The 25,263-nt window shown below is 71.3% G+C and carries 19 protein-coding genes and 3 pseudogenes; 7 read left to right on the plus strand and 15 right to left on the minus strand.

What is annotated here, in order from left to right; translation table 11 throughout:
- Positions 1-114 precede the first annotated feature (114 nt).
- Positions 115-1,071 (plus strand): hypothetical protein, encoded by a 957-nt coding sequence (locus DCW30_RS04095; protein ID WP_237283268.1) that lies wholly within the window; start codon positions 115-117, stop codon positions 1,069-1,071.
- A gap of 587 nt (positions 1,072-1,658) precedes the next feature.
- On the opposite strand, the gene DCW30_RS04100 is transcribed toward DCW30_RS04095, so the two are convergent.
- Both DCW30_RS04100 and DCW30_RS04105 read right to left on the minus strand, forming a co-directional pair.
- The gene (locus tag DCW30_RS04100) at positions 1,659-2,336 is read right to left on the minus strand and encodes a hypothetical protein (RefSeq protein WP_076688327.1); all 678 of its coding nucleotides are present in this window, start codon (positions 2,334-2,336) and stop codon (positions 1,659-1,661) included.
- Positions 2,337-2,572: 236 nt separating this feature from the next.
- Positions 2,573-2,830 (minus strand): annotated as a pseudogene (locus tag DCW30_RS04105) (transposase); the annotation flags it as partial.
- 903 nt (positions 2,831-3,733) lie between these two features.
- On the opposite strand from DCW30_RS04105, the pseudogene DCW30_RS04115 reads away from it, so the two are divergent.
- Positions 3,734-4,952, plus strand: a pseudogene (locus DCW30_RS04115) (IS110 family RNA-guided transposase).
- A gap of 95 nt (positions 4,953-5,047) precedes the next feature.
- Here DCW30_RS04115 and DCW30_RS04120 read toward each other — a convergent pair.
- Positions 5,048-5,800: a MarR family transcriptional regulator gene (locus DCW30_RS04120; RefSeq protein ID WP_076681655.1), complete on the minus strand. Its 753-nt coding sequence runs from the start codon at positions 5,798-5,800 to the stop codon at positions 5,048-5,050.
- A 253-nt stretch (positions 5,801-6,053) separates the two neighbouring features.
- Between DCW30_RS04120 and DCW30_RS04125 the strand changes: the two genes are divergently transcribed.
- The 3 genes and pseudogenes from DCW30_RS04125 (at position 6,054) to DCW30_RS38195 (ending at position 7,913) form a co-directional block, all read left to right on the plus strand.
- Positions 6,054-6,725 (plus strand): DUF4097 family beta strand repeat-containing protein, encoded by a 672-nt coding sequence (locus tag DCW30_RS04125; protein ID WP_076681659.1) that lies wholly within the window; start codon positions 6,054-6,056, stop codon positions 6,723-6,725.
- Between the two features lie 75 nt (positions 6,726-6,800).
- Positions 6,801-7,496, plus strand: a pseudogene (locus DCW30_RS04130) (ATP-binding cassette domain-containing protein); the annotation flags it as partial.
- Between the two features lie 219 nt (positions 7,497-7,715).
- Positions 7,716-7,913, plus strand: a complete 198-nt coding sequence (locus DCW30_RS38195; RefSeq protein ID WP_123985551.1) for a hypothetical protein — start codon at positions 7,716-7,718, stop codon at positions 7,911-7,913.
- 132 nt (positions 7,914-8,045) lie between these two features.
- On the opposite strand, the gene DCW30_RS04140 is transcribed toward DCW30_RS38195, so the two are convergent.
- The 3 genes from DCW30_RS04140 to DCW30_RS04150 form a co-directional block, all read right to left on the minus strand.
- Positions 8,046-9,032: a DMT family transporter gene (locus DCW30_RS04140; RefSeq protein ID WP_076681662.1), complete on the minus strand. Its 987-nt coding sequence runs from the start codon at positions 9,030-9,032 to the stop codon at positions 8,046-8,048.
- A 79-nt stretch (positions 9,033-9,111) separates the two neighbouring features.
- Complete coding sequence (locus tag DCW30_RS04145) at positions 9,112-10,218, minus strand: alpha-hydroxy acid oxidase (protein WP_234381430.1); 1,107 nt, start codon at positions 10,216-10,218, stop codon at positions 9,112-9,114.
- A complete protein-coding gene (locus DCW30_RS04150) occupies positions 10,215-11,174 on the minus strand; it encodes a TauD/TfdA family dioxygenase (RefSeq protein WP_076681665.1) in 960 nt (319 codons plus the stop codon). The genes DCW30_RS04145 and DCW30_RS04150 overlap by 4 nt, the downstream gene beginning before the upstream one ends.
- A gap of 317 nt (positions 11,175-11,491) precedes the next feature.
- On the opposite strand from DCW30_RS04150, the gene DCW30_RS04155 reads away from it, so the two are divergent.
- A complete protein-coding gene (locus DCW30_RS04155) occupies positions 11,492-12,778 on the plus strand; it encodes an aspartate aminotransferase family protein (RefSeq protein WP_076681668.1) in 1,287 nt (428 codons plus the stop codon).
- A complete protein-coding gene (locus DCW30_RS04160) occupies positions 12,778-14,103 on the plus strand; it encodes a KamA family radical SAM protein (protein WP_079249786.1) in 1,326 nt (441 codons plus the stop codon). Before DCW30_RS04155 ends, DCW30_RS04160 begins: the two co-directional genes overlap by 1 nt.
- Positions 14,104-14,158: 55 nt before the next feature.
- On the opposite strand, the gene DCW30_RS04165 is transcribed toward DCW30_RS04160, so the two are convergent.
- From DCW30_RS04165 to DCW30_RS04205, 9 genes are all read right to left on the minus strand, one after another.
- Positions 14,159-15,430 carry an MFS transporter gene (locus DCW30_RS04165; RefSeq protein ID WP_076681672.1) on the minus strand — a complete coding sequence of 424 codons (1,272 nt, stop codon included), beginning with the start codon at positions 15,428-15,430 and terminating at the stop codon, positions 14,159-14,161.
- Positions 15,427-16,620, minus strand: coding sequence for a peptidogalycan biosysnthesis protein (locus tag DCW30_RS04170; protein ID WP_107419625.1), 1,194 nt, complete (start codon positions 16,618-16,620; stop codon positions 15,427-15,429). The genes DCW30_RS04165 and DCW30_RS04170 overlap by 4 nt, the downstream gene beginning before the upstream one ends.
- A gap of 21 nt (positions 16,621-16,641) precedes the next feature.
- Entirely contained in the window at positions 16,642-17,643 is a 1,002-nt protein-coding gene (locus tag DCW30_RS04175) for an aspartyl/asparaginyl beta-hydroxylase domain-containing protein (protein WP_162933527.1), read from the minus strand.
- A gap of 157 nt (positions 17,644-17,800) precedes the next feature.
- Positions 17,801-18,694, minus strand: a complete 894-nt coding sequence (locus DCW30_RS04180; protein WP_079249788.1) for an MBL fold metallo-hydrolase — start codon at positions 18,692-18,694, stop codon at positions 17,801-17,803.
- An 87-nt stretch (positions 18,695-18,781) separates the two neighbouring features.
- Positions 18,782-20,098, minus strand: a complete 1,317-nt coding sequence (locus DCW30_RS04185; RefSeq protein WP_079249789.1) for an aspartate kinase — start codon at positions 20,096-20,098, stop codon at positions 18,782-18,784.
- 14 nt (positions 20,099-20,112) lie between these two features.
- Entirely contained in the window at positions 20,113-21,354 is a 1,242-nt protein-coding gene (locus tag DCW30_RS04190) for an MFS transporter (RefSeq protein WP_076681682.1), read from the minus strand.
- Complete coding sequence (locus tag DCW30_RS04195; protein WP_076681685.1) at positions 21,351-22,604, minus strand: ATP-grasp domain-containing protein; 1,254 nt, start codon at positions 22,602-22,604, stop codon at positions 21,351-21,353. Before DCW30_RS04195 ends, DCW30_RS04190 begins: the two co-directional genes overlap by 4 nt.
- Entirely contained in the window at positions 22,601-23,803 is a 1,203-nt protein-coding gene (locus tag DCW30_RS04200) for an aminotransferase class V-fold PLP-dependent enzyme (RefSeq protein ID WP_076681689.1), read from the minus strand. The genes DCW30_RS04195 and DCW30_RS04200 overlap by 4 nt, the downstream gene beginning before the upstream one ends.
- Positions 23,804-23,813: 10 nt before the next feature.
- Positions 23,814-24,926: a fatty acid desaturase family protein gene (locus tag DCW30_RS04205; protein WP_206740253.1), complete on the minus strand. Its 1,113-nt coding sequence runs from the start codon at positions 24,924-24,926 to the stop codon at positions 23,814-23,816.
- Positions 24,927-25,263: the final 337 nt, after the last annotated feature.

Consider the following 25,263-nt stretch of genomic DNA (forward strand, 5'->3'; position numbering starts at 1 on the left):
GCGTTCAGTAGCGGTAAGGGGGCCTGGCCAGGAAGGGCTGGAAACCGTCGCGTCGCCCCCGAGTGCCCTGGGGAGATATGGGCGGTCATATGCGCGGAGTAATCAGGGGGTCACGTGGGGTGGAAAGACGCGGTCGGCGATGCCATGAAGGAACTGGAGGCGATACGACAGCAACTCGCACGTCTCGATGACCCGAGGGTCGGGCTGGCAGCGCTGCACGGTGACGTCACGCAGGGCCGCCTGAAGATCCTGGAACAGCTTCAGGCCGGCGTCACCGGACTGCGTGAGGAGAACCGGGAGGTCCGCCGCCGTCAGGACCGGATGATCAGCGACCTGAACGAGACGCGGGGGGAGCTCCGGCAGCTCCTGGACCTTGTCGACCTGCTGCGTCACTTCGCACCTCCCGAAGGGACAGGTGACACCTCCAGCAAGGGCACGCGGAAACGGGAGACTGCCCAGCCGCCCGGACCCGAGGCCGACTACGACTCCTCCGCCAGCGCCGAAAGGCATCCACCCGTATCAACCGACAACGACTCCCAGGGGGAAACCGTGGAGAACGCCGAGCACCGGCCGCAGCCTGAGACCGGCGAGCACCAGGACCTCGCGCTGAAGCGTGCCATCGAGGCCGCCTACCAGGGCGCCGGCGCTTCCGCCGGCCAACCCGCCGCTGCCACGTCGCAGGCCTCCGCCGACGCGGAAGATCCGCAGGTCGCCCACGGTGTCCTGCTGCTGACGGCCGCCGGTGTAGCCTCCGCCAAACTGATCGCGCACCGCGACACCTGGGAGTGGCTCACCGCCCTGGCCGTCGACCACAGCCACTTCCGCACCCCGCCCTCAGTCGAGGACATCAAGGAAGGCCGCGTCCAGACCGTCCTGTCCGGACGCTCCCTCATCGCCCTGCTCATCGAGCTGTGGAACACCCGCTCCACCGCCACCCCGCTGCAGGGCGACTGGGCACTGGCCATGACCACCTACAACCGCATCGCGGCCGAACTCACCGACGTCAACGGACAGGGCGAGACCATCCGCATCGTCCTGGACGACGGTCTCCCTAACGAGACCGGCGACTGACCGGGAGCAGACGACGGCCGCCCGGATCAAGCCGGGCGGCCGTCCTGATCCGCGAGCTGGGGGCCCGCTGGAACGGCGTCCACACCTGGTGGTGGGCGGCGAGTGCCACGCGGAAGCCTTCGGAGACGTCGTCGCGGGTCTTCACCGGTCCGGCAGGCGTGGACCCGGGCGCCGGGCCGGTGACAGGGACGGGGGCAGCGGGGAAATTGCCCGGCTGGCGGGCCCGGACCGCGCGCACGAGGACCGCCCCGGGTGCCTGCTCGTTGACGGCGGTGATGATCCGGAGGTTCATCAAGCGCAGTTGGGTGGCGGATGCGGATGAGTCGGGGAGCGGGTCGAGCCGGCCGGTGGCGGGGTCGAGGGCAATGGCGGTGGTGTGGGCAGCGAGTTGGGGGCGACGGCATACTCGTCCGGGGCGAGCCGGTACCAGGGCGTGACGTGTTCGCCGCCGGCGGCCAGGACTTCGCGGCGGGTCTCGTAGTAATGGCGGGCCAGGGGCAGTGTGATGGGCAGGGTGGTCATGCCGGTGGGAACGCCGACGCGCCGGGTTCTGTGACAGCGCGCCGGGTCTCGTCCTTCCGTCGCGGCTACTGGCGGGCCCCTGCCTGCTCGTCTGCGGCCGTGACCGTGGCGGGCTTTCCTTCCTGCAGCTGCTGAAGTCGCTTCAACGTCGCGGAGAGCATGGTCTGTGCGCCAGAGGGGTCGCCGCCGGTGGCGCCGTCGATCTGCACGCGGATGTTGACGCGGCCGGAGCGGACGTATCCGTCGACGCTGTCCTCGCTGGCCCCCGGGTTGATCACGAGTGTGTTCTCGTCACCCACGGGCTGCTCGGGCTTCTGCTGCTTGTTCGTCTCATGGCCCTTCCACGCGGTGTAGGCGCTGTGGGCGTCTTCGGCTGTATCGAAGAGGCAGATGTACAGGGACGCCATGTTGAGCGTGGAGCCGTTGTACTCATAGTCGACGTCCGAGCCGCGGACCCACCCCTTGGGGATGGAGTCGTCGTCCCTCTCGTTGCAGTACTGCCCTTCGGTCGTCGACTTGCTGTCGTGCACGGTGTACCCGTGAAGTGTTTCGCCATCGCCCAGCAGGGCCTGGGTCAGGTGAGCCTGGCTGAGGTTCTTCGTGATCGGCTTCGGAGCTGGAGAAGAGACCGGCTTGTCTCCGCCCGAGGCGGGGTCCGGCTCATCGCTGCTGGAGGAGGAGCAGGCGGTAAGCGCGGCCGCTCCGGCGAGGACAGTGACAAGGGCGACTCGCACACGTGACATGAACACAGCCTAACCACCTTGATCACCAGCGAGCCACGCCCGGTGGTTCGCAGTCGAGTCCTCTGTCGAGGGATGCCAACGGCGCCTGAGCGGAGCGAAGGCTCCGTAACTGCTCGATGGCCTCAGAGGACGTCTGGCTCGTGCGTTTTGCGGATCATTGCCATTTATGCGGCTTGCCAGATTGAGGCGGTTTCGCCGGTTGCTGGTTTGGCGACGGTGGATACGGCCGCGAGGCGGTCGGCCCGGGCCTTGGTGATCGTGGGGTGGGCGGCCGCAGTGCGGATCAGGAGCTGTTTGCCGGCTTCGTTGCCGGAGGCGCTGGCTGCGGTGACCATGACCAGCAGTAACAGGCCGGGGTGTCGACGACGATACTGCGTTTGCGGCCCACGATTTCCTTTCCGGCGTCGATGCCCTGGGTGGTGGTGTGGGGCACTGTGGGCGGTTCTGACGGACTGTGAGTCGATGACACAGGCGGTCGGCTTCAGATCTTCACCTACATCGCCAACTACGAGAACGCACACATCGCCCGCGCCTGGATGCTGGGCGTGAACCCCCAGCTCGACGACGACTCCCCCATCGAGGCGATCGCCGACGGCCGCGCCAAGGACGTCATGGCCGCGGCACGCTCGTTGCAGCGCGGAGACCTCTGATCCTCCGTGCCACACAGTCACGACCGGCGGCGCCACCCAGAACCCCCGGCGGGTGGCCGCCCCCGCGGGCCCGGCCACCGCCCCGTGCGGTCCCGCCCAGCCCTGGCCGTGCGACCCGGGCCGGCTTCGGCCGACCGCCCACCCCCGCGCGACCGGCCCCGTACGACCCCGCGCGTCCCCGGTCGGGTTCACGGACGGGGCCAGGCGCAGGCGGGGGCCGTCAGACGGTGTGTCCCACCTCACCCCGTGTGCTGCGCCGGGCCCGGAACATTCATGTAGGCGGCATCGTTCTTCTGTATGTGGCTGCGGAGGGGACAGTGTCCCCGGGCCTCACCTATAGCCCATGGGGAAGATCGTTCGGCTGAAGCCCCATGGAGCCCCCCGCCGAGAGGCGACCGCCCTCCGCTTGCCACACCAATGCCGCCCCGGCTGGTCTCCCCCGTCCAGCCGGGGCTTTTTTTACCCGCCCAGCGGCCCAGCCCCCCGTCATGTTCTTCGCGGCTCTGCAAGAGGGCCGCTGGCCTCCGGGCCCGGTATGACTGTGTCCCCTGTCGAAGTCCATGACCTGGGGGGGGTGGTGTCACCGGGCCCGGCAGGTGCCGTCGGAGACGCTGATCAGAGGTCCGGCCACCGTCCGGTTAGGCGCAATGCCGGACAGCTCGCGGGCGGCAGGTCTGCATAACGTGGATGCGCGAGTACGACACCCGAGCCGAGGCCGGCACGTTCGACACCCCTGGGAAGGGCGCGATGTTCGACACCGAAGACGTGGACGTGTTCCTGGGTCTGGACGTCGGCAAGAGCGCCCATCACGGCCACGGACTCACCCCGGCCGGCAAGGCAGGTCTTCGACAAGCAGCTGCCCAACGGCGAGCCGAAACTGCGGGCCGTCCTCGACAAGCTGGCCGCGAAGTTCGGCACCGTCCTGGTGATCGTCGACCAGCCCGCCTCCATCGGCGCCCTGCCCCTGACCGTCGCCCGGGACGCGGGCTGCCAGGTCGCCTACCTGCCCGGACTGGCCATGCGCCGGATCGCCGACCTCTACCCGGGCGAGGCCAAGACCGACGCCAAGGACGCCGCGGTGATCGCGGACGCCGCCCGCACGATGCCCCACATCCTGCGATCCCTGGAGCTGACCGACGAGATCACCGCCGAGCTGACCGTCCTGGTGGGCTTCGACCAGGACCTGACCGCCGAGGCCACCCGCACCTCCCACCGGATACGCGGCCTGCTCACCCAGTTCCACCCCAGCCTGGAACGCGTCCTGGGCCCACGCCTGGACCACCAGGCCGTCACCTGGCTCCTGGAACGCTACGGATCCCCGGCCGCCCTGCGCAAAGCCGGCCGCCGCAGACTCGTGGAACTGATTCGCCCGAAAGCCCCACGCATGGCAGCCCGGCTGATCGACGACCTCTTCGACGCGCTCGACGAGCAGATCGCCGTCGTCCCCGGCACCGGCACCCTCGACATCGTCATCCCCTCCCTGGCCGCCTCGCTCGCCGCCGTCCACACCCAGCGCCGGGCGATGGAAGCCCGGATCAGCACCCTGCTGGAGGCTCCCCCTCTTTCCCCGGTCCTGACGTCGATGCCCGGCGTCGGCGTCAGGACCGCCGCCGTGCTGCTGGTCACCGTCGGCGACGGCACCAGCTCCCCCACCGCCGCCCACCTGGCCTCCTACGCCGGCCTCGCCCCCACCACGAAGCAGTCGGGAACCTCGATCCACGGCGACCACGCCCCCCGAGGCGGCAACCGGCAGCTCAAACGGGCGATGTCCCTGTCCGCCTTCGCCTGCATGAACGCCGACCCTGCCTCTCGCACCTACTACGACCGCCAGCGAGCCGGCGGCAAGACCCACACCCAGGCCCTCCTCCGCCTCGCCCGCCACCGCATCAGCGTCCTGTTCGCCATGCTCCGCGACGGCACCTTCTACGAACCCCGGACACCGAAGGACGTCGAGCTCGCCTCATAACCCCCGCAACACCGAAACACCCCAGACCCGACAGGGATGCCTTGACGGAAGACATAGAGGCACCCCCCACCAGGCTCCACCCGGGCTGCCCCGGGTCAGGTATCGCCGCCCGCGGCCGGGGCCGGTTCCGGTTGGGTGGAGGCCGTGGACTTCGTGTGGAGCAGGTCGCGGCCCTGTTTCGCCGCGCGCGTGATGCTCTCCGAGACGAAATCGACGTAGCGGGCGATGTTCTCCAGACGGATGGCGGCCGGGGTGCCGGAACCCAGCACGCTGACACCCTGCCGGGCCGCCACGACGAGCTGGGCGGTGGCGCGGGCACTGGCCATCATCGACTGGTACCAGACGTCGTCGTCGACGACATACCGCTCCCGGCGGCGCTCGTCGCGCTCGCGGCGGACCAGTCCCTGGGTCTCCAGGTACGCGATCGACTTCGAGATCGACGCCGGACTGACCTGCAGGTGCCGGACGAGCTCCGCGGCGGTGAGACTGCCGGCGTCGGTGGTGTAGAGGCACGTCAGCACGCGCGACATCATCTTCGGCATGCCCGACTGCATGAGGACGGTGGTGAACATCTCCTCGTACGCGCGCACCGCCTCCGCGTCACGCCCGTGCGCCAGCGGCTCCGGCCCCCGCGGCACGGCCTGCCTGCGCCGGTGCGAACGCTGTTCGGTGGCGCGGTGAGCGAGATCGGCCCGGTAGGCGGCGGGCCCGCCGTTGCGCATCACCTCACGCGTGACCGTCGAGGTCGGGCGGTCCAGGCGCCGCGCGATCTCCGCATAGGCGTGACCGTCGGCCAGCCCCAGCGCGATCTGCTGACGTTCCTGCTGGGTGAGCCTGCCTCCCGGCATCGCGGCCTTCCTCCTTCATCGGCAGTGAGAGACCCAGCATAGCGTTCACCATCACTTCATTGCAACGACAGCGCGGCAGGTTGTTGCGTTCCACGCACAATCATTGCAATGAAATTCCCGCCTTGACCTGCATTAATGCTCATTGTGTGCAACATTTTTGTTGCTTGATCTATGAATGCAACGTAGCGTTTTCCTCATCAGAAAGCGGCGGGGCCGGTTCGGCGCCACCGCCCGACATCCAGGGAGACACCCCATGCACACGTTCGACACCCCCGCCGCCGTCTCGGCCGTCATCGACCTGCCCGCCGGCCGCATCCAGCTCATCGCCGCCGACCGGACCGACACCACCGTGGAGGTACGGCCCGCCGACCCCGCCAGGAACCGCGACGTCCAGGCCGCCGAACAGGTCACGGCCACCTGCGCCGACGGCGTCCTGCACGTCCAGGCCGCGCCGGCGAAGAACCGCGTCCTGGGCCACTCCGGCTCCGTGGAAGTGACCATCCAGCTCCCCGCCGGCTCCCGCGTCCAGGCGAAGTCGGCCAGCACCGAGTTCCGCGGCGTCGGACGCCTCGGCGACGTCACCCTCGCCAGCGCCCAGGCCGCCGTCAAGATCGACGAAGCCTCGGGCGTCCGCCTCGAACTCAGCGCCGGCGACGTCACCCTCGGCCGTCTCACCGGCCCCGCCCACATCAGCACCCAGAAGGGCGACATCACCCTCACCGAGGCCGTGCGCGGCACCCTCACCCTGCGAACCGAAGCCGGCGCCATCTCAGTCGGCGCCGCCCGCGGAACCTCCGCCACCCTCGACGCCGGCACCGGCTACGGCCGCGTCCACAACACCCTGCGCAACAGCGCCGGCGCCGACGCCGAACTGCACATCCACGCGACCACCGGCTACGGAGACATCAGCGCGCACAGCCTCTGAACACCCCGCGGCCCGCGTCCGCCAGGTGAGCGCGCCCTTCCCGCAGCCCGCACAGCCCGAACAGGAGCACCTCCCATGACCAGCTCGGCCATCGCCGCGAACGGGCTGCGCAAGTCCCACGGCGACCACACCGTCCTGGACGGCATCGACCTCACCGTCCCCGAAGGCACGATCTTCTCCCTCCTGGGCCCCAACGGCGCGGGCAAGACCACCGCGGTGAAGATCCTTTCCACCCTCATCTCCCCCGGCCCCGGCCCCGGCTCCGGCCCCGGTCCACGTCGGCGGCCACGACCTCACGGCCGGCCCCCAGGCGGTGACGCCGCTTTCATCGGCGTCACCGGACAGTTCTCCGCCGCCGACCCGCTGATCACCGGCGAGGAGAACATGCTCCTCATGGCCGACCCTGCACCACCTCTCCCGCAGGCAAGGCCGCCGCACCGCCGCCGAACTCCTGGAGCGCTTCGACCTCACGCAGGCCGCCAGGAAACCCGCCTCCGCCTACTCAGGCGGCAGGAAACGCCGCCTGGACATCGCCATGACCCTCGTCGGCGACCCCCGCATCATCTTCCTCGACGAACCCACCACCGGCCTCGCCCCCCCCCGGAGCCGCCACACCATGTGGTCACCGGCGGCGTCACCGTCTTCCTCACCACCCAGTACCTGGAAGAAGCCGACCAACTCGCCGACCGCATCGCCGTCCTGGACAACGCGAGGATCGCCGCCGAAGGCATCCCGCAGGAACTCAAACGCCTCATCCCCGGCGGACACCTCCCGCCTGCGCGTGGGACTCGCCTCCAGCCTCGCCGTCACCGGCCTCGCCGCCCTCATCCCCTGAGTCCTGGCCCAACGCGCTGATCACCGTGGCCTGCACCCTCCTGGCCACCGAACTGCACGCCCGCGTCACCTTCGGCGCCGGCCGGCGCCACCCGGCGCCAGCACACCCAGTCGGCCGGCTCCGCAGCAGCCGCCTACGCCCTGACCTGCCTGGCCGTGCTCGCCCTGCACCACCTGACCGCCGAGCCCGGCGCCCTCCTCCAGCAGGGCGTCCACCTCACCGCCTCCGCCCTCGCCGGCCTCGCACGCTTCGCCGTCCTGCGCCTGGTCGTCTTCGCCCGCCGCCCCCGGAGCGGGCTCTCCACCGGCTCACGAGTGGTTCTCCAGGGCGCCGGAGCATACTCGTACTCGTGAGCCACACAAGCAGGGTCACAAACCCTCAAGGCACACCGAACGCCCGTCGTCGCCCCACATCCCCCGAGGGCGACGGCGGGCAGAAGCACGTGCCGGCCCGTCCGGCGCGGCTGTGTCCCGGGGCCCCTCGGCTCACCGGCCCCCGGGGGCCGGCCGCCGCCGCAGGACGGCGAGTTGCGCCAGCACGATTCCCGTGAGCATCAGGGCGGAGCCGGCCAGTTGCTCACGGGACAGCGCCTCTCCCAGGAACATGTAGGCAAGTCCGGCTCCGGCGACCACTTCGAGGCTCAGCATGAGGCTGGCCGAGGCGGGTGGGAGCCGACGCTGTGCGGCGGCGCCGAGCGCGAGGCCGCCGGCCATGCCGATCACCCCCACCCAGACCATCAGCACCCAGACGGGGACGGTCCAGCCGTTGAGCTCCGTGCCGCGTCCGAGCGCGTCGAGGGGGAAGGGGTCCGCCAGGGTGACGAGCGTGAGCGTCGCGGCGCCCGCGGTGGCGCCCCAGGCCGACATGACGAGCGGCTCGTAACTGCGCAGCCCCCGCTCGGCGAGCAGGAAGCGGCCCGCCAGGGTCAGGGCGGCCAGGAACGCCAGCCCCAGTCCGGGCCCGTCGAGCCCGCCCCCCGACCACACCTCGCCGGTGAAGGACAGGCCGGCGAGGGTGAGCGCGATCCCCACCCACACCAGGCCGGAGACGTGTTTGCGCTGGACCAGCCGCACCCACAGGGCGACCAGCAGCGGGGAGAGGTACTCCACCAGCAGAGCCACGCCCACGGGCAGCCGTGCCAGGGACATCGTGAACACCACCTGGTTGAGGGCGAGACTGACGGCGCCGTAGAGCAGGACCAGCCACACGTCGCCCGCCCGCACGCGCAGGTGTCCGCGGTGCACGGCCGCGGCGACGGCCATCAGGAGCACGGCTCCCACGAGCGCCCGTGCCTGGATGATCTGGACGGCCGTGAGTTGCGTCGTCCCCAGAGCCTTCAGAGCCGGCGCCGCGCCGCCCATGGCGACGGCGGCCCCGACAGCCAGGCCGAGTCCGGGCAGGAGGCCGCCGGTCCGTCGCCGGCCGCGCGCACGAGGCGGGGCTTCGCCACCGCGCTGTTTCAGGGTCGCCACCGTACGGCTGCTCCCTCGTCCTCGTAGGTGTCCTCATCAGGTGCGGTGCCAGGCGCGGTCGCGGGCGCGCCGGCCGGTCTCAGTCGCGCAGGTGCCGGCACGACCTGGTCACGAATGTGTCGTCGAGTTCGGCGACGGTGGTGATGCCCATCTGCAGCAGGGCGTCGCTGAACTCCTGGCGCAACAGGTCCAGCACGCGCTCCACCCCTCGCTGACCGCCGAGGCCGAGCCCCCACAGATACGGCCTGCCGATGCACACCGCTCGGGCCCCGAGCGCGATGGCCTTGGCCAGGTCGACGCCGGAGCGGATCCCGCCGTCGAAGATCACCGGATGTCCGTGCGGCACCGCCGCGACGACCGAGCGCAGGGCGAACAGCGCCGGCAGGACGCCGTCCAGTTGGCGGCCTCCGTGGTTGGAGACGATGGACGCGTCCGCGCCCAGGTCGACGCAGCGCCGGGCGTCGGCGGGCCGCAGCACGCCCTTGACCAGGAGCGGCAGCGAGGTCCGGGACCGGATGCGTTCGAGATCGTCCCAGGTGACGGGGATCTTCTCGTGGCGCCCGCCGGCCGGTGGGTCGCCCCGCCAGATTCCCAGGGCCCTGAGCGTTCCGTAGTCGATGTCGGGGGGCAGCCGGTAGCCCGCCCGCGCCGTGCTCAGCCGGCGGGCCGCGAAGGACGCGTCGACCGTGACGACCAGCGCCGAGGCGCCGCACTCCTCGGCGTAGGCGACGGTGGCGTCGACGTCCGCGCGGGAACGGTAGGGGAAGAGCTGGAACCATGTGCGGCCCGGTGCCGCCTTCGCGATGTCGGCGTAGGGGAAGTGTGAGTCGGTGCTGACGATCGAGAGGAGGCCGTGCCGGGCCGCGGCTCGCGCGGTGGCCAGTTCGGCGTCCGGGTGCACCAGCCTTTGCGGGCTCGTGGGCGCCAGCATCAGCGGCATGGCGAGGGTGTGGCCCAGCACCGTGACCGACGTGTCGAGGTCGGCGGGGCCGTCGTGCAGTCCGCGCGGGCTGAGCCAGACGTCGTCGAACGCGGCCGTGTTGGTGGCGACCACCCGGTCCGAGCCGGCGCCGCCCGCCACGTACTGGGCGACGGGCCGGTCCGCGTGGGCCATCCACTGGTGCTCGAACTCGTCGAGTGACAGGAGCGTGTCGAGGTCGGCCGCGTGCTTCTCCCGCCCTTTCACCAGATGCCTTCGATGGCCGGGAGGGGCGGGACGACCCGTGAGCCGTCCATCATCTCTCGCACGGAATGGGGGATGGACTTGATCGCGTAGAAGCGCCGCAGCCACCGGTCCTGGCCGTCGTAGCGGGGGGTGAACGCCGAACGGCCGTGGGTGGCGATGTTGTTGTTCAGGACGGCGCAGTCTCCCGGCCTGAGAACGACCTCGTGGCAGACGTGCTCCAGGGCCTCGGCGAGCACGCGCAGAGCGGCGCGGCCCGCCTTGTTCAGCGAGGTGGTGTTGTGGGAGTTGAAGCGGATGAACGGCTTCTCGGGGCTGCCGAACAGCACGGGGTGGGGGCCCGAGGGAGCGGGTTCGACGGTGGAGTCCCTGGTGAACGAGCCGGGGTAGTTGCTGTGGAACTGGCACTGCCGCAGGGAGCGCACCGTCTCGGGCTTGAGCAGCTCCAGCGCTTCGCGGCACGAGGCGATGCGGGTCGACGCGGTGCGCTCGTGGTCCTGCCGGAGACAGATCAGGCCGATGAAGTCCGGGCGGAGCGGGTGGTGGACGTTCTCGATGTGGAAGTCGAAGGCGACCGATCCGGAGCCTTCGATCCGCGTCTCCTCGCCGGGCAGCGGCTGGACGTTGTGGACCAGGGCGCCGCTCTTCTCGTCGGCGTAGCCGATCATCGTGCCGAGTGTCTCGGCGATGAGCATGCCCAGGCCCGCCGTGCCGTGTCCCGGCAGTGTCGCCGGTTCACCGTCGGAGTGGGTGGGGGGCAGGACGCCGACCTCCAAGCCGCGCAGCAGCATGTAGCCGGTCTTGCCGGGGTCACGGCCGAAGTCGTGTAGCGCGTCCTTCACACGGGCGGGCAGGGCGTCCTCGCCGACACCATCCGGGCCGTGGTGGACGGTTGTCTCCGCCTGTCGCCACAGGGCGGAGCGTTCTTGGTCGGTCAGTTCGAAGAGCGGCGCAGTCATCGGTCTCCTCGGATTCCCCTGCCCTTTACGGCAGGTGAGCGGCAGCTGGTGGCGCCTGCGTGCCGTGCCGCGTGACAGCGGACGGCCGACCGGAGCAGTCAAAACCGACCATCTGGTTTTGTCAAGGCATCCTATGCCTGCCGGAAAGCGCTCAGCTCACGCCGGATGACTAGTCATAGCGGCAAAAAGGCACCTTTTCCGGCCCTGAAGGTACGGAAACAATAAACCGACTGTCCGGTTGTCTTTTTGGAGGGGCCTGGCTACCTTCGTCGGGTCGGCGCAGCGCCACAGGGGTGCAACCACTGGAAGGACAACCCATGGCACGCTTATCGCCCGTACTGAAACCAGCGACTCCGGTCACCGTCAGCCATGCCCGTGGGCTCGACGTGTACGGGGACGACGGGCGGCGGTATCTGGACTTCACCGCCGGGATCGGGGTCACCAGCACCGGCCACTGCCACCCGGCCGTGGTCAGCGCCATCGCAGGCCAGGCGGAACGGCTGCTCCATGGTCAGTACGTGACCGTACGGCACCGGCCCCTGCTTGACCTGTGCGACCGTCTGGGGCAGGTGCTTCCGGCCGAACTGCAGTCCCTGTTCTTCGCCAACTCCGGCAGCGAGGCCGTCGAGGCGGCGCTGCGCCTGGCCCGGCAGGCCACGGGACGCCCCAACGTCATCGTCTTCCACGGGGGCTTCCACGGCAGGACCGTGGGAGCCGCGTCCATGACCACATCGAGCCCGCGCTTTCGCACCGGGTACGCGCCGCTGATGGCCGGCGTGCACATCGCGCCGTTCCCCTCCGCGTACCGGTACGGCTGGAGCGAGGACGAGGCCACCCGGTTCGCCCTGCAAGAGCTCGACTTCCTGCTGGCCACCGTGACCGCCCCCGAGGACACCGCGGCCCTCGTCGTGGAACCGGTGCTCGGCGAGGGCGGGTTCGTTCCCGCCCCCGCCGCCTTCGCGCAGGGCCTGCGGGAGCGCGCCGACCACCACGGGTTCTGCCTGGTGATGGACGAGGTCCAGACCGGGTTCGGGCGTACGGGGCGCTTCTGGGGCCACCAGCACCTGGGCGTCGAGCCCGACATCCTGGTGGCCGCCAAGGGGCTGACCAGCGGTCTGCCCCTGTCGGTCATGGCCGCGTCGGAGAAGCTGATGAGCATGGCCCCCGCGGGCTCCCAGGGAGGCACCTACGGCGGGAACGCGGTGGCGTGCGCCGCGGCGCTGGCCACGCTCGAGGTCATCGCGGAGGAGGAACTGGTGGCCAACGCCGCCGCCCAGGGGCTGCGGCTGGCCCAGGGGCTGCGGCGGATCGCCGAGGACCACGCCGTCCCGGGTGACGTCCGCGGGCTCGGCCTGATGCTCGGCTGGGAGTTCTCCGAGCCGGACGGCAGGCCGGACGCGGCGAGGGCGCTCCGCGTCCAGCAGGAGGCGATCGCCGCGGGTCTGCTGCTCCAGATCGGCGGACCCATGAGAAACGTACTGCGGCTGCTTCCCGCGCTGGTCGTGGACGAAGCCCAGGTCGACAGGGCAGTCGGCGCGCTGTCCCGGGCCGTCGCCTCGGCCGCCGGGTCCACGTGCGCCGACCGGACGAAGGAGCACGCGTGATGACACTGTCCACCACCCCCCGCCCGATGAAGATGCGGGCGGTGCCCGGCGCACGCCTGGCCCATCTGCCGCAGGTCCAGCGGATGGACCCCGCCGTCCGCCGGGACATCGAGGTCGTGAGCTCGATCCTGCCGTTCAAGGTCAACAACTATGTGCTCGACGAACTCATCGACTGGGACAGGGCGCCCCACGACCCGATCTACCGGCTGACCTTCCCCGACCGCGCCATGCTGCCCGAGGCGGTCTTCGGCGAGGTCGCCGAGCTGATCGACCGCGAGGCCCCTCGCGCCGAACTGCGCGGTGCGGTCCACAGGGCCCGGTCTCAGCTCAACCCCCACCCCGGGGACCAGTTGCAGGCCAACGTCCCGCAGGCCGGCACGGAGTCGCTCCTCGGCCTGCAGCACAAGTACCGGGAGACGGTGCTGGTCTTCCCCGGCCAGGGCCAGACCTGCCACGCCTACTGCGGATACTGCTTCCGCTGGGCGCAGTTCATCGGCGTGGCGGAGCTGAAGCAGGCCGTCCCCGGACCGGAGACGGCCCTTGCGTACCTCGCGGGCCATCACGAGGTCTCGGATGTGCTGTTCACCGGCGGAGACCCGATGATCATGTCCACCGACCGGCTCCGCGGCTACCTCGCGCCGCTGCTCGAACCCCGCTTCGCGCACATCCGCAACATCCGCGTGGGAACCAAGGCCCTGTCCTACTGGCCCTACCGCTTCACCACCGACGACGACGCGGCCGACCTGCTGCGGCTCCTCGAACAGGCGACGGCGGCGGGCCGGCACGTGGCCGTGATGGCGCACTTCTCCCATGTCCGCGAGCTGGAGACCGCCGCCTGCCGGGAGGCCATACGGCGGATCAGGGACACGGGCGCCGTCATCCGCGCGCAAGCGCCCCTCGTACGTCACGTGAACGACGACCCGGCCGTCTGGGCCGAGATGTGGCGGACGATGACGTCCCTCGGCGTGGCGCCCTACTACATGTTCGTGGAGCGGGACACCGGCGCCAGCCAGTACTTCGAGCTGCCGCTGCACCGGGCCATGGCCATCTACCGCGAGGCCCTCTCATCGGTCTCGGGCCTGGAGCGCACGGCGCGCGGCCCGGTCATGTCCGCCTCGCCCGGCAAGGTGGTGGTCGACGGCACCGCCCGCGTCGCCGGTCAGGACGTGTTCTGCCTCCGCTTCCTCCAGGCGCGCGATCCGCGCTGGGTCGGCCGGCCGTTCTTCGCCAAGCACGACGAGCACGCGGTGTGGTTCGACGACCTCAAGCCCGCGTTCGACGAGCCGTGGTTCTGGCAGAGCGATCCGCCCCGCCAGGGCAGTTGAGAGCGGACGGTGGGGGCCCGGCGCCGGCACGGCCCCGGACCCCCACCCCGGGCCGTCACTTCGCCGGCTCCGACTCCTGCTCCTGCTCCGGGTCGGGACGCAGGTCCGGTATCCGGGTGCGCCTCATCGCCATGACGAAGTGCAGGAAGGCCGCCGCCAGCAGGCACACCGAGATCCACAGCCCGCTGCGCGCCCCGAACAGCGACCCGAGGCCGCCGCCGAGCAGCGTGCCGGCGCTCAGCGGCCCGTACGCGACGAGACGGGTGGTCGCCGCCACGCGGCCGCGCAACCGGTCCGGCGTGAGCCGCTGGCGGGTGGAGGTGCTGAAGACGTTGTAGACGGTCAGCCCGAATCCGTAGAGGACGAAGGAGAGCGACCAGATCGTCACGGTGGCCGCGGTGGGCCGCGTGGCCAGCGGGATCAGCACCGGCGCGAACGAGGCGATGGCCATGCTCACCACGACGACCCGCTTCAGCCCCCATCTGCGTTCGGCCTGTTCGGCGGTGACCGCGCCCAGCAGGGAGCCCACGGCGCCGAGCGTCACGGTCAGTCCCAGCAGGGCGGGCGTGACACCGACGACGGACGCCGCGTAGACGGTGTACAGCGTCAGCATCGCCTGCTCGAAGAAGTTGAACAGCGCGGCCTGTCCGATCAGCGTGCGCAGCACGGGCACGGACAGCAGGAAGCGGGCCCCCGCCGCGATCTCACTCCGCACGCGCTGGGGGGCGACGGGTGCGAGGACCGGGGGCTCGCGCCGTCTCACGCCGCACAGGACGAGCGCGGCGAGCAGATAGCAGACCGCGCCCGTCAGCACCGCTCCCGAGCCGCCGAGCCAGTTCATGAGCAGCCCGCCGAGTCCCGGCGCGGCGACCACGACCAGTGTGAACACCGCTTCGAGCCGTCCGATCGCGGCGACCATCTCGGAGCCGCGGACCAGGCTCGGCAGATATGCCTGCGCGCAGACCTCCGCGATGGCGACGAGCGAGCCGAACCCGAACGCGACCGCGTACAGGACGCCGAGGTGGAACTCGTCCAGGCCGCTGAGGACCGGGACGAGAAGCAGCGCGAGGCCGCCCGCCACATCGGTGAACAGCAGCGTGGGCCGCCGTGGCCGCCGGTCGAGCCACACGCCGATGAACAGGGTGACCACGAGCACCGGAACGTACTGGGCGGCGGCGACCACACCCACCTCGAAGGGTGTGGCCGCGAACGAGATCGTCGCCAGGAGGGGGAAGACCATCGTCATGCTCTTGGAGGCGACGCCGGTCAGCACCTGGCTCAGCCAGAAGCGCGCGAAGTCCCCGTTGAGCAGCAGGCGGGGCGTCAACAGAACTCCAGCCACTCGTCTTCGACCACGGCCTTGGCCACCGCGGTCGAGGACTCGGTGAGCTCCCGCAGCTGTGCGGCGTTGTAGGCGCGGATCGTGTCGTTGTCGGTGGCGTCGCCGAACACGTCGAGCATCCACAGGGGGCGGACCTCGGCGCCGCGCATCGCCTTGGTGTCGGTGGAGGCGATACCGGCGTGCATCCAGCGCCGGCCGTGGCGCAGCGCGTCGCGGACCGGTTCGTAGTAGACGAGGTTGAAGTACTCGGCGACGTCGACCAGCTGGTCGTAGTGGAAGCCCGCGCCCTTGAGGAAGGTGGCGTCGCCCCAGCGGTAGAACAGCAGGAACCCGACGGGGGGCCCGTCCTTCCTGGCGCACATCAGCACGCGTGCCGCGTCGCCCATCGCTTCGGCCTGGACGCGCAGCGACTCGGCGAGCACCGCGACGTCGGCGGGCTGTCCGTAGCGGGCCTGCGTGCCCTGGGACATCCGAGCGGCCTCCTCGTAGCACTCCGAGAGGGGCAGCTCGCTGAAGTGGTATCCGGCGGAGTCGAATCGCCGCTGGTCGCGGCGGATCAGCTCGCCGCGGCGCTTGGACGGCAGGGTCCGCATCCAGCCGTGCCAGTCCTCGCCCTCGGTGCGTATCCACGCGTCGGCGGCGCACAGCACGGGCTCGGCGCGGACCCCTGCGGCGCGCAGGGCCCGGACGTCGGTGCTGTTCATGAACATCGCGCGGCAGGGCAGTTGGTCGGCGCGGTCGTAGTCGAACAGCCGGTCGGCCACGGCCCGGCGGCGCAGGTCCGCGAGTTCGTCCAGGAGGGCCGATGCTCCTTCGGTGCGGTCCAGGCCGTCGCTGATCAGCAGATTCGTCTGGTAGCCGCGGCGCGGGCCGACGAGAAGGCCCTGCGGGGCCGCGGCGGTCAGGCCGGCCTGGGACAGCAGCCGGCTCCACTGGTAGAACCCGTTGTTCTCCTCCCAGACCGCGGTGACGGGAACGGCCGCGGTGCCGCCGGGCAGCCGGGCGTGCACGTTGCCGGTCAGGGTCCGCCCGCCGGGGTCGTCGACGCAGAAGTCCAGCCAGCCGCTGGTGGCGTAGAGGTGGTCGCCCGCCAGGCGGTCCCACTCTTCCACGCCCAGCCCCTCGGTCGGGGTGTCGAAGCCGGCGGTCCGGCCGCGGCTCAGGGTCATGTTCATGTCGGCCTCCACCTCGGCGGATCACACGCTCTGCGGCGTCGCGGGGACCGCCAGCGTCCGGACCTGCCTGCCCGCCCTGGTGCGCAGCACGACGTGGGGCCGTCCCCCGTCGTGGACGACCTGGACGGTGCGCTCGTCGGTCCAGCCCTGGAAGCGGAACTCGTCGTCCCCGATGTGGACCAGCCCCGCGTAGGGAGCGCCTTCGTAGGACAGCACCAGGCCGTCCCCTTGCGTCCTGATCTCGGCCGGCACCCTCGGCTGGTCGGTGAGGAACTCGCCGTCGGCCTCCTCCCAGTCCGTGAAGGACTTGGGGACCTCGAAGGCGACCTGGTGCCGGGGGGAGGGCCGCAACGGCCGCTCCTCGCGGTTGAGCATGATCCTGTCGAACGGCAGCTCGGCGCGGACCTTTGCCGGGAACAGGTCGAACAGCGCCTCGGTCACCTGCACGTCCAGCACGAAGTGCACGCGGTGGGTGCTACCGCTGTTCTCGATCCGGTGGGTGCGGGCGAAGTTGCCGAACCACAGGGAGCCCGCCTGCCATACGTACGGGGTCTCCCCGAAGAACAGCTTCGCCTCCGGCAGAGTGATCACCGGTACGTGCAGTCGGGCGATGCCCCAGGTCAGCGCGTACTTGTTGTCGAAGTGGTCGGGGCCGTAGGTGTCCGGTCCCAGCGCCATCAGCCGCACGGAGCGCAGCGGCGAGGGGATCGACCGCATGACCGCGTGCAGGTGCGGGGCGAGTTCGGTGTGGGAGGTGTCGGCGAACGGCGCCAGGCCCGGTCCGCCCGGGTCGGTGCGCGCCTTGTCCCCGCCCGTGCTGCGCAGAGGCATGATGTGCCAGTCGAGTTCGGTCTCGACCAGTTCGTCATCGGTGACGAAGGTCTTCTGCAGTCTCCAGTCGGCGGCCTGCTCCTTACGCAGCGCCTGGACGTCGCGCACCAGGGGGGCCACGTCGAAGTCCGGCGTCAGCCGGACCACATCGGGGATACCGGCCTGTGCATCCGCAATCGTTTCAACAGACACGTCTGTTACTTCCTTCGCATGGCTGGATGTGCTGACGAAAGGGCTGTTGGGCGGGGTTCGCACGGTCCTGGCCGCACACGCACGGCCATAGAAAACCAACCGCGCGGTTCTGTCAATGCGTTCCATCGGGGCCTGAACACCGCCGTCCTCACCTGCTTCACGGCGGTTCCAGGGGCCGCCCCAGCGGGCCGCCGTCCAGTTCGGCGTAGGCGCGGCGGAGATTGCCCACCAGGCGCTCGGCGCGGCCCAGGTGGCTGAAGGGTCCGGCCGGAGCCTGCCCGGCCATCTCGGCCGGCGACAGGCCCCGTTGCCAGCCCCGCATCGCGACGACCTGGACCCACCGCAGGTAGGCCTCCGTCTCGTCGAGGACCCGCGCGTCCCTGATCGGCCCCCGGCCGCAGACGACCGTACGGGCGCCGAACGCCCGCAGCATGCCGATGGCGCGCAACGCCCCCTCCACGGAGCCCATCAGGGTGCAGGGCGCCGCCCCCGCGAGCACCACGTCCCCGGCGAACAGCACCCGGTCGCCCGGCAGCCACACCACCACGTCGTTGGTGGTGTGCGCGGGCCCGCAGAAGACGAGCTCGACGCTCCGGTCGCCGCTGTGCAGGGTGAGCCGCTCCTCGAAGGTGACCGACGGCAGGACGGACCGGACGCCACCGCGGCCGGCGCCGGAGCACGGCCCTGTCGGCCGCGGGCCCGCACCCGCCATCTCGCTGCGCGTCAGCGCGTGCGCGATGACGGTCGCCTCGGGGAAGGCGTCGCCGTCGCCGTGGGCATGGCCGCCGTGGTGGTGGGTGTGGACGATCCTGCGGACCGGCCCCGCGCCCAGGGACTCCACGGCGGCGCGCACGGCCCGCGCCCGCGCCGCTGTCGCGACCGCGTCGATGACCGTGACACCCTCGGGCCCCGTGATGATGCCCGCGTTGGCCGGGCACCGGCCGTCGTCGTAGGGGACGTGAGCGAACACCCCGTCGGCGATCCGCCTCGTACGCGGCTGTCGAGGTGCCCGCGGGCGGTGCCCGGGGTGGAGCGGGTGCGGCTCGGTCATGCGGGGCTCCTTTCGGTGACGGGCGGCCGGCGCGCGGGAGCCCGGGGCCGTGTCGCGGGCTCGCCGCCCGGCCCTGGGCCGCCCGGGTCAGACGGGTGAGCCGACGGCGACCGCCGTCCTCTTGGTCGTCCCGCACGGCTCGGGCACGGGCATGAACTCCCCGTGCAGGACCGCCACCGCGCGCGAGCAGTCCGCTTCGCCGACCGTGGCGGAGATCCGGCTCTGCGAGGTGGAGAGCGACAGGGGGTCGATGCCCGCGGCGAGCAGCGCGTTGAGCATCCGGGCCAGGGTGCGGGTGTCACTCATCAGTCCGGCGCCGACCAGCGACACCTTGGCCACGGCGGGATCGACAGCGACCCGGCAGGGCAGGGACGTGAGCAGGCTGGTCACGGTGTCGACGTCCGCGGCCGGCACCGTGAAGTCCCAGCCGTGCCCGTGCGAGGCGTCGGTGAACCTGCTCAGCACGTCGATCGGCACCGACGCGTCGGCCAGCAGGGCGAGGACTTCGGTGCCCAGCAGCGGGGCGTCGGGGGATGTGCCGACGGCCGTGACGCGGGCGCTGTGCGGCTCGTGCGACACGGCTGTCACACGGTCTTCGGTCTCCAGCATGGCGATATCCGCTCCTTCCTGTCCGGAGACCACGACGGTCCCCGGGTTGCGGCTGAAGGTGCTCCGTACGTGCAGGTCGACACCCGCGCGGCCGGCCAGTTCCACCGAGCGCGTGTGCAGGACGCGGGCTCCGGCATGGGCCATCTCCGACATGACGCCGCTGCGCAGGAGCGGGATGGGCCGCGCTCCCGGCACGATGCGCGGGTCCGCGGAGAAGACGCCGTCGACGTCGGTGTATATCTCGCACTGGGCGGCGCCGAGCGCGACGGCCAGGGCCACGGCCGAGGTGTCCGAGCCGCCCCTGCCCAGAGTGATGACGTCGCCGGCCGCGTTCACGCCCTGGAAGCCGGCCACGACAGCCGCTTCCCCGCGCGAGAGGGCCTGGCGCACCCGCGAGGTGTCCACGTCCTGGATGCGTCCGTTCGCGTGCCGGCCGGACACGGTGAATCCGGCCTGCGATCCCAGCAGCGACACCGCGGGGACGCCGAGCCCGTGCAGGGCGATGGCCAGCAGGGCGGCCGAGCCTGCCTCGCCCGTGGCCAGCAGTTGGTCGAGTTCCCTGCCCGGCGGGGCGGCGCTCGCCGAGCGGGCCTCGTCGATGAGCCGGTCGGTGCGGTCACCGCGGGCGGAGACGACCACCACGACGTCGCTGCGCGCGTGGGCCGCGGCGACGATGCGCGCGATCCGGGCCAGCTCTTCGGGGGTGGTCCCCATCGAGGTCCCGCCGAACTTGAGGACTCGGACCGGCCGTCGGGCGCCGGCGGAGCGCGGGGTGATGGAGAGTGCGGAAGCCACGATGTCCCTTTCCGTCAGGACGTGGAGTCGGCGGTGGGCCGGACCGCGGGTGCGGACGCGGCACTGTGCGCCAGGGCGCCCTCCGCCATGGCGGCGAAGCGGCGGTGGCATACGGCGACGATGACGAGGGCCGCCACGGCCGCGGCGGCCCCGAGCAGGAACGTCACGGGCCCGAGGCCGGCCCCGATGAGCCACAGTCCCGCCGCGACGGCGAGGGACTCGGCCAGCCCCCAGACGAAGGTCAGGGAGCCGACGGCCAGGCTCGTGCGGCCCCCCGCGACGGCCACGGCCAGCGTCTGGTAGACCGGGCCGTAGAGCATCTCGCCGACCGTGATGGCGAGGACGGCGCACAGCATCAGCGCCATGCCGCCGCCCGGCGCCACGAGCAGGGCGGTGCCCGCCCCCAGCGCCAGGTTGGCGGCCATGATGAGGACCGGCTCGCCCCTGTCCCTGCACAGTCTGGTCACCAGTGCCTGTGTCACCACGATGGCGAAGCTGGCGAAGGCGAACAGCAGGCCGACGCTGCGCGCCCCGAGGCTCGGCGTGGCGTAGACGGCGAACACGCCGTAGAACTGCGCGTACGTGATGTGGGTCAGGAAGTTGACCCCGAGCAGGACGGGCATCCCCGCGGGCAGGCCCGTGGTCTGCGGGGCCTTCGCCGCGGGTTGCCGCACCGGCACGCGGCCGGCGGCCAGACGCGTGGCCAGCACTCCCGCGAGCACCGCGAACCCGATCGGGGCCAGTACGTAGAACCGGCCTGTGGCGGCGTAGGCGAGGGAGGACACGAAGGGGGCCAGGCCGCCGGCGGCGTTGAGCGCGACGTTCTCGCAGGAGAAGGCCCTGCGGGCCTCCCCGGGGCCGAACCGGTGGACTATCAGGGTGAGTTGGGCGAGGGTTGCCAGTGACCCGGCGAGCCCGAAGGCCGCCGAGACCAGCGTCCAGGCGAGGAGCGAGCCGATCTGGAGCACCACCATGGCGCACAGCAGGCCGGCGGTCGCCGCCATCGCGAGCTGCGAGCCGATGATGGCGCCTCGCTCGCGGCCCGGCGGCAGGACGCGGACGAACGCCAGGGAGCCGAGCCGGTTGGCGAGGACCGCCGCACCGGTGATCAGGCCGCAGTCCGCGGTCGAGAAAAGCCCCTGGTCCAGCAGCCACACGGTGTAGAACGGGTACAGCACGCCCCAGGTGCTGTAGGTGAGGAAGCGGACGGCGTAGATCGTCCAGCCGCCGGGCGGCGTCGCGCGGCGGACCTTCACGACGGCGCCACCCAGGCGGGGCGGCGCGGGCCGTCGGCGGTGTGCACCACGACGCCGCCGATCTCGCGTGCCACCTCGCTCGTGGGCCCGGTGAGCATCCCGACCCATGCGGAATCGCCCGCCCCCACGGGATCGACGCGGCCGCCGTCCGGCACGACCTGGGTGTGCAGGCAGCACCCCCCGCTGGGCGCGGTCACCGAAAGGACCTTCCCGCCGCCTTCGATGCCGTAGTAGTACGACAGGGTGGAGGTGCCGCTGCCCTGGGCGCGATAGGCGGGCGCCGGGCTGGTTCCCGCGGCCGGCAGGCCCAGGGTGAGGACGTGGGCGAGGATGTCGGCGGGGTCCAGGCCGTGCACGAGTGCGAGCTGCTCGACGATGGCACCGCCGCCGACCCGTCCGATGTTGGCGTCGATGAGGTACGGGCGCCCGCCGTCGACCAGGAATTCGCAGTGGAAGTAGCCCTGCGTCAGGCCGGAGCGTTCCACGAGCGTGGTGACGGCGGTCTTGCACAGGTCCTCGGCGCCGGGCGGCAAGCGGTGGCCGGCGGGGAGCAGGTTGCTCACCTCCGTCCAGGAGATGCGCCCGCGCTGGGAGAAGTCGATGAAGACGGTCCGCCCGTCGGTGACGTAGCCCTCCAGGCTGAACAGGGACCCGTGGATGTCCGCTTGCAGCACCCAGGGCCGGGTGGCGTCCTGGGAGAGGCCGGTGGCGGCCACGGCGTTCCACAGGTCCACCGGCCCCGCCCCCTTGGGCAGACGCGCAGCGCCGCGTGCCCCGGCCTGCTCGGCGGGCTTCACGATGGAGCCGTGGGGCGCCGGGGCGAGGGTGGCCGGGTCCACCGCGAGCCGGGCCGCGTCGGCGCCCGTGAAGCGCAGGGTCGGCGGGCTGAACTCCGGCAGGAGGGCCGCGACCACGGCCTTGGAGGCCAGCCGCACCGCGGCCGGTTCCGGCCCGTGCAGATCGTGGCGGGCGGCGATCTCCGCGATGAGCGGGAACTTCTCGTCGTACAGGCCGGTGATGGCGAACGCTTCCTCGGTGATCGAAGGATCGTCGGCCAGCAGGCGCAGCACCGCCTCCCGGTCCTCGATGTCGGTCGCGAAGCAGACGCAGTCGCGGAGGCTGTCCGCGGCCTGGCCGGCGAAGCCTTCGGGGTCCGCGAGGAACACGGGCTCGAATCCCGCCGAGCGCAGCGCCCGGGGCACGTACTTGGCACTGGTGGCGTTGACGCCGAGGACGATGACCTTCTTCACGCCGAGTACTCCCTCTCCTGCCGGCCCATGGCGGGCACGGTGGCCCCGCGGCCTCCGGTCTCCTCCAGGACGCCGATCGCGTAGTCGATCTCCTCCCGCGTGGTGCGGGGTCCCACGGCCAGCCGCACCGCCTGGGGGATGCCGGCCCGCAGGAGGTGGTTCGGGGTGTGCGCGCCGTCGATGAGCCAGCAGGCGACACCCGCGCGGCACAGCGTGTGCCACAACCGCTCAGGGGTGAGGCGCTCGTGGGTGACGCACAGGATGCCGGTGTGGTGGGTGCCGGGCGCGTGCACGCGCAGCCCCGGAATCCGCCCGGCCCGCACGCGCAGGTGCCGTGACAGGGCGGCCGTGCGGTCCCAGTCGTTGTGGAGCGCCTGCCGCAGGGCGGTGTCGAACCCGACGAACGCCGGCACGCTCTTCTCTCCGAGCTCGAACCTGCGGGCGCTGTCGGTGAGGCGGCGGATGCCGCCGCCGGGGGCGAAGGCGTGCGTGTGCACGTCGACGCTGACCGGGTCGGCCGACGCACGGAACCGGGGCGACATCACCGCGAACCCGGTGCCGCGCGGCGCCAGCAGCGACTTCTTGCCGTTCGCCGTCAGCAGGTCCACGGGGGTGGCCGTCAGGTCGATGGGCACGTTCCCCGCCGACTGGCAGGCGTCGACGGCGAGCAGGGTGCGGCGGTCGCGGACGAGTTGCGAGAACGGCCCCAGGGGGGTGACGGCTCCCGTGCAGGAGGGCATGTGCGTCACCGAGATGAGGGCGACCCGGTCGCTGATGTGGCGCCCGCACCAGTCGACGTCCACGTCCCCGCACGGGGTGAGGGGGATCTCTTGGATGGTGAATCCGGCGCTGCGCTGCAGATTCTTGAGCAGGAGGAGGTTGCCGGCCCATTCGTAGGGCGTCGTCCATACGATGTCGCGTGCGGTGAGGGTCAGTGCGGCCACGCCGCTGTGCCAGGCACGTGTCGCCGAGTCCGACATCGCCACGGCTTCGCGCGGACAGTTGAACAGCCGCGCGACACCGCGGTAGACGCCCTCCTCGATCAGTTCCGCGTAGGCGCGTTCGGCGAAGTAGGAGCCGACCGTCCCCTCCAGGGTGAGGTAGTCGGCCACCGCCTCACGGGTCTCACGGCTCTGCAGCCCGGAGCCGGCCGTGTTGAGGTAGGAGCGCCACCGCGCGGTGTAGGTCCGATCGGTCATGAGTGCCTCCTCATGGCTGCCGCGCGGGCCGCGTGTGCGCGAGGGTGAGGACCTCGGCGAAGGTGGGCGAGGCCGCCTGGGGAACGCCGCCGGCCCGGCGCCAGGCGCGGTACTTCGCGGCGTACGTCACGACTGTCTCCGCGTCGTCCCTGTCCTTGCCGCGGGTGACGATGCCGCCCCACAGCGCGTCCCAGCGGGCATAGGTCGGATCGTCGAGCAGGATGCGGTGGGCGCGCTTCATGTTCCAGAACGGGATGCTCATGTTGAGGTGGTGCACCAGGTGGTAGTTGTCGTGGTGCCGGCCGAGAAGGTAGTTCTCCAGGGCCCAGCCGTGGCGGTTGCGCGTCATGAGCAGCTGGGCGCGCTCGCTCTCGGGCATCGGGAAGTGCTCGGCCAGTTCCGACAGCCATCCCACCGCGACGGCGCTGGTGAACAGGGGGACCATCCAGAAGAGCAGCAGCAGGTGCAGCGTTCCCGTGGCGAGGCAGACGCCCGTGATCAGCAGCCACTGGGCGGCGAAGACCAGCCTCTCCGTGTTCAGGCCGACCGGCATGGAGACGTTGGTCCGCGGTCCCCGGTAGAAGATGCGGTCCCGGACGATGTACCGGACGTAGGCGGCCGTCCGCAGGCCGAGGACGGCCAGCGCGATGTTCTCCAGGAAGAACCGCGCGTCCGACTTCGCCGGGTCGTACAGCCCGAGTTCGCGGTGGAACTCATAGTCGGGGTCTTTCTGCGGGTCGCCCAGGTAGCGGTGGTGGAAGCCGATGTGGCTGGTGCGGTAGGGCGAGTACAGGTGGAAGACGAGATACCCGGAGAACACCGTCCCCAGCAGCAGGTTGAGTGCCGGATTGCGGCTGAGGACCTTGTGTGACGACTCGTGCAGGAGGTTGACCATCGCTCGCTGGGTCGAGCCGATGAACAGCAGCGCGAGCGGATACAACCACCAGGAGACGTGCAGGCACACCCAGACGGCGACGGCGACGCCCGCGTAATCCATGAGGACCGCGAGCACGGCGTGCCAGTTGTCGAGGGCGCCCAGGGGTCGAAGCCTTTTGCGGACATCCGGCGCGACCTTGCTGAAGTCGTAGTCGACGTGTCCTCGCATCGTGGGTGATGGACTCAAGGGCGCCATCGGCGTTCCTCCCTGGGGAGTGGGGGGCCTCGCCGGCCCGGGACGCCGAAAACGTAGGCGCCAGGGGCCGCCCGGCCGGTGGCGCTACGACTTCTGTCACATGCCGGCGCGCTCAAAGGCACATGGGCGCGGAGCCGTCGGGCCCGGAGGGGGCGTCGTCCAGGGCGCCGTTCACCGGTACTCGTGAAGAGTTCATATAGGCCCGGCCGAAGGCCGGTCGCTACCGTGAGGTGCGCAGAGCGATCCGTGAGAGCGAGCGGAACCCCGCGCGACGTGCCGCCGGAGACGCTGTCCGGCCCATGCCCTCTCCGCCGCACCGCGAGCCCGA

Origin of the sequence: Streptomyces alfalfae (assembly GCF_004127445.1) — a bacterium.
Classification (GTDB): Bacteria; Actinomycetota; Actinomycetes; order Streptomycetales; family Streptomycetaceae; genus Streptomyces; species Streptomyces alfalfae.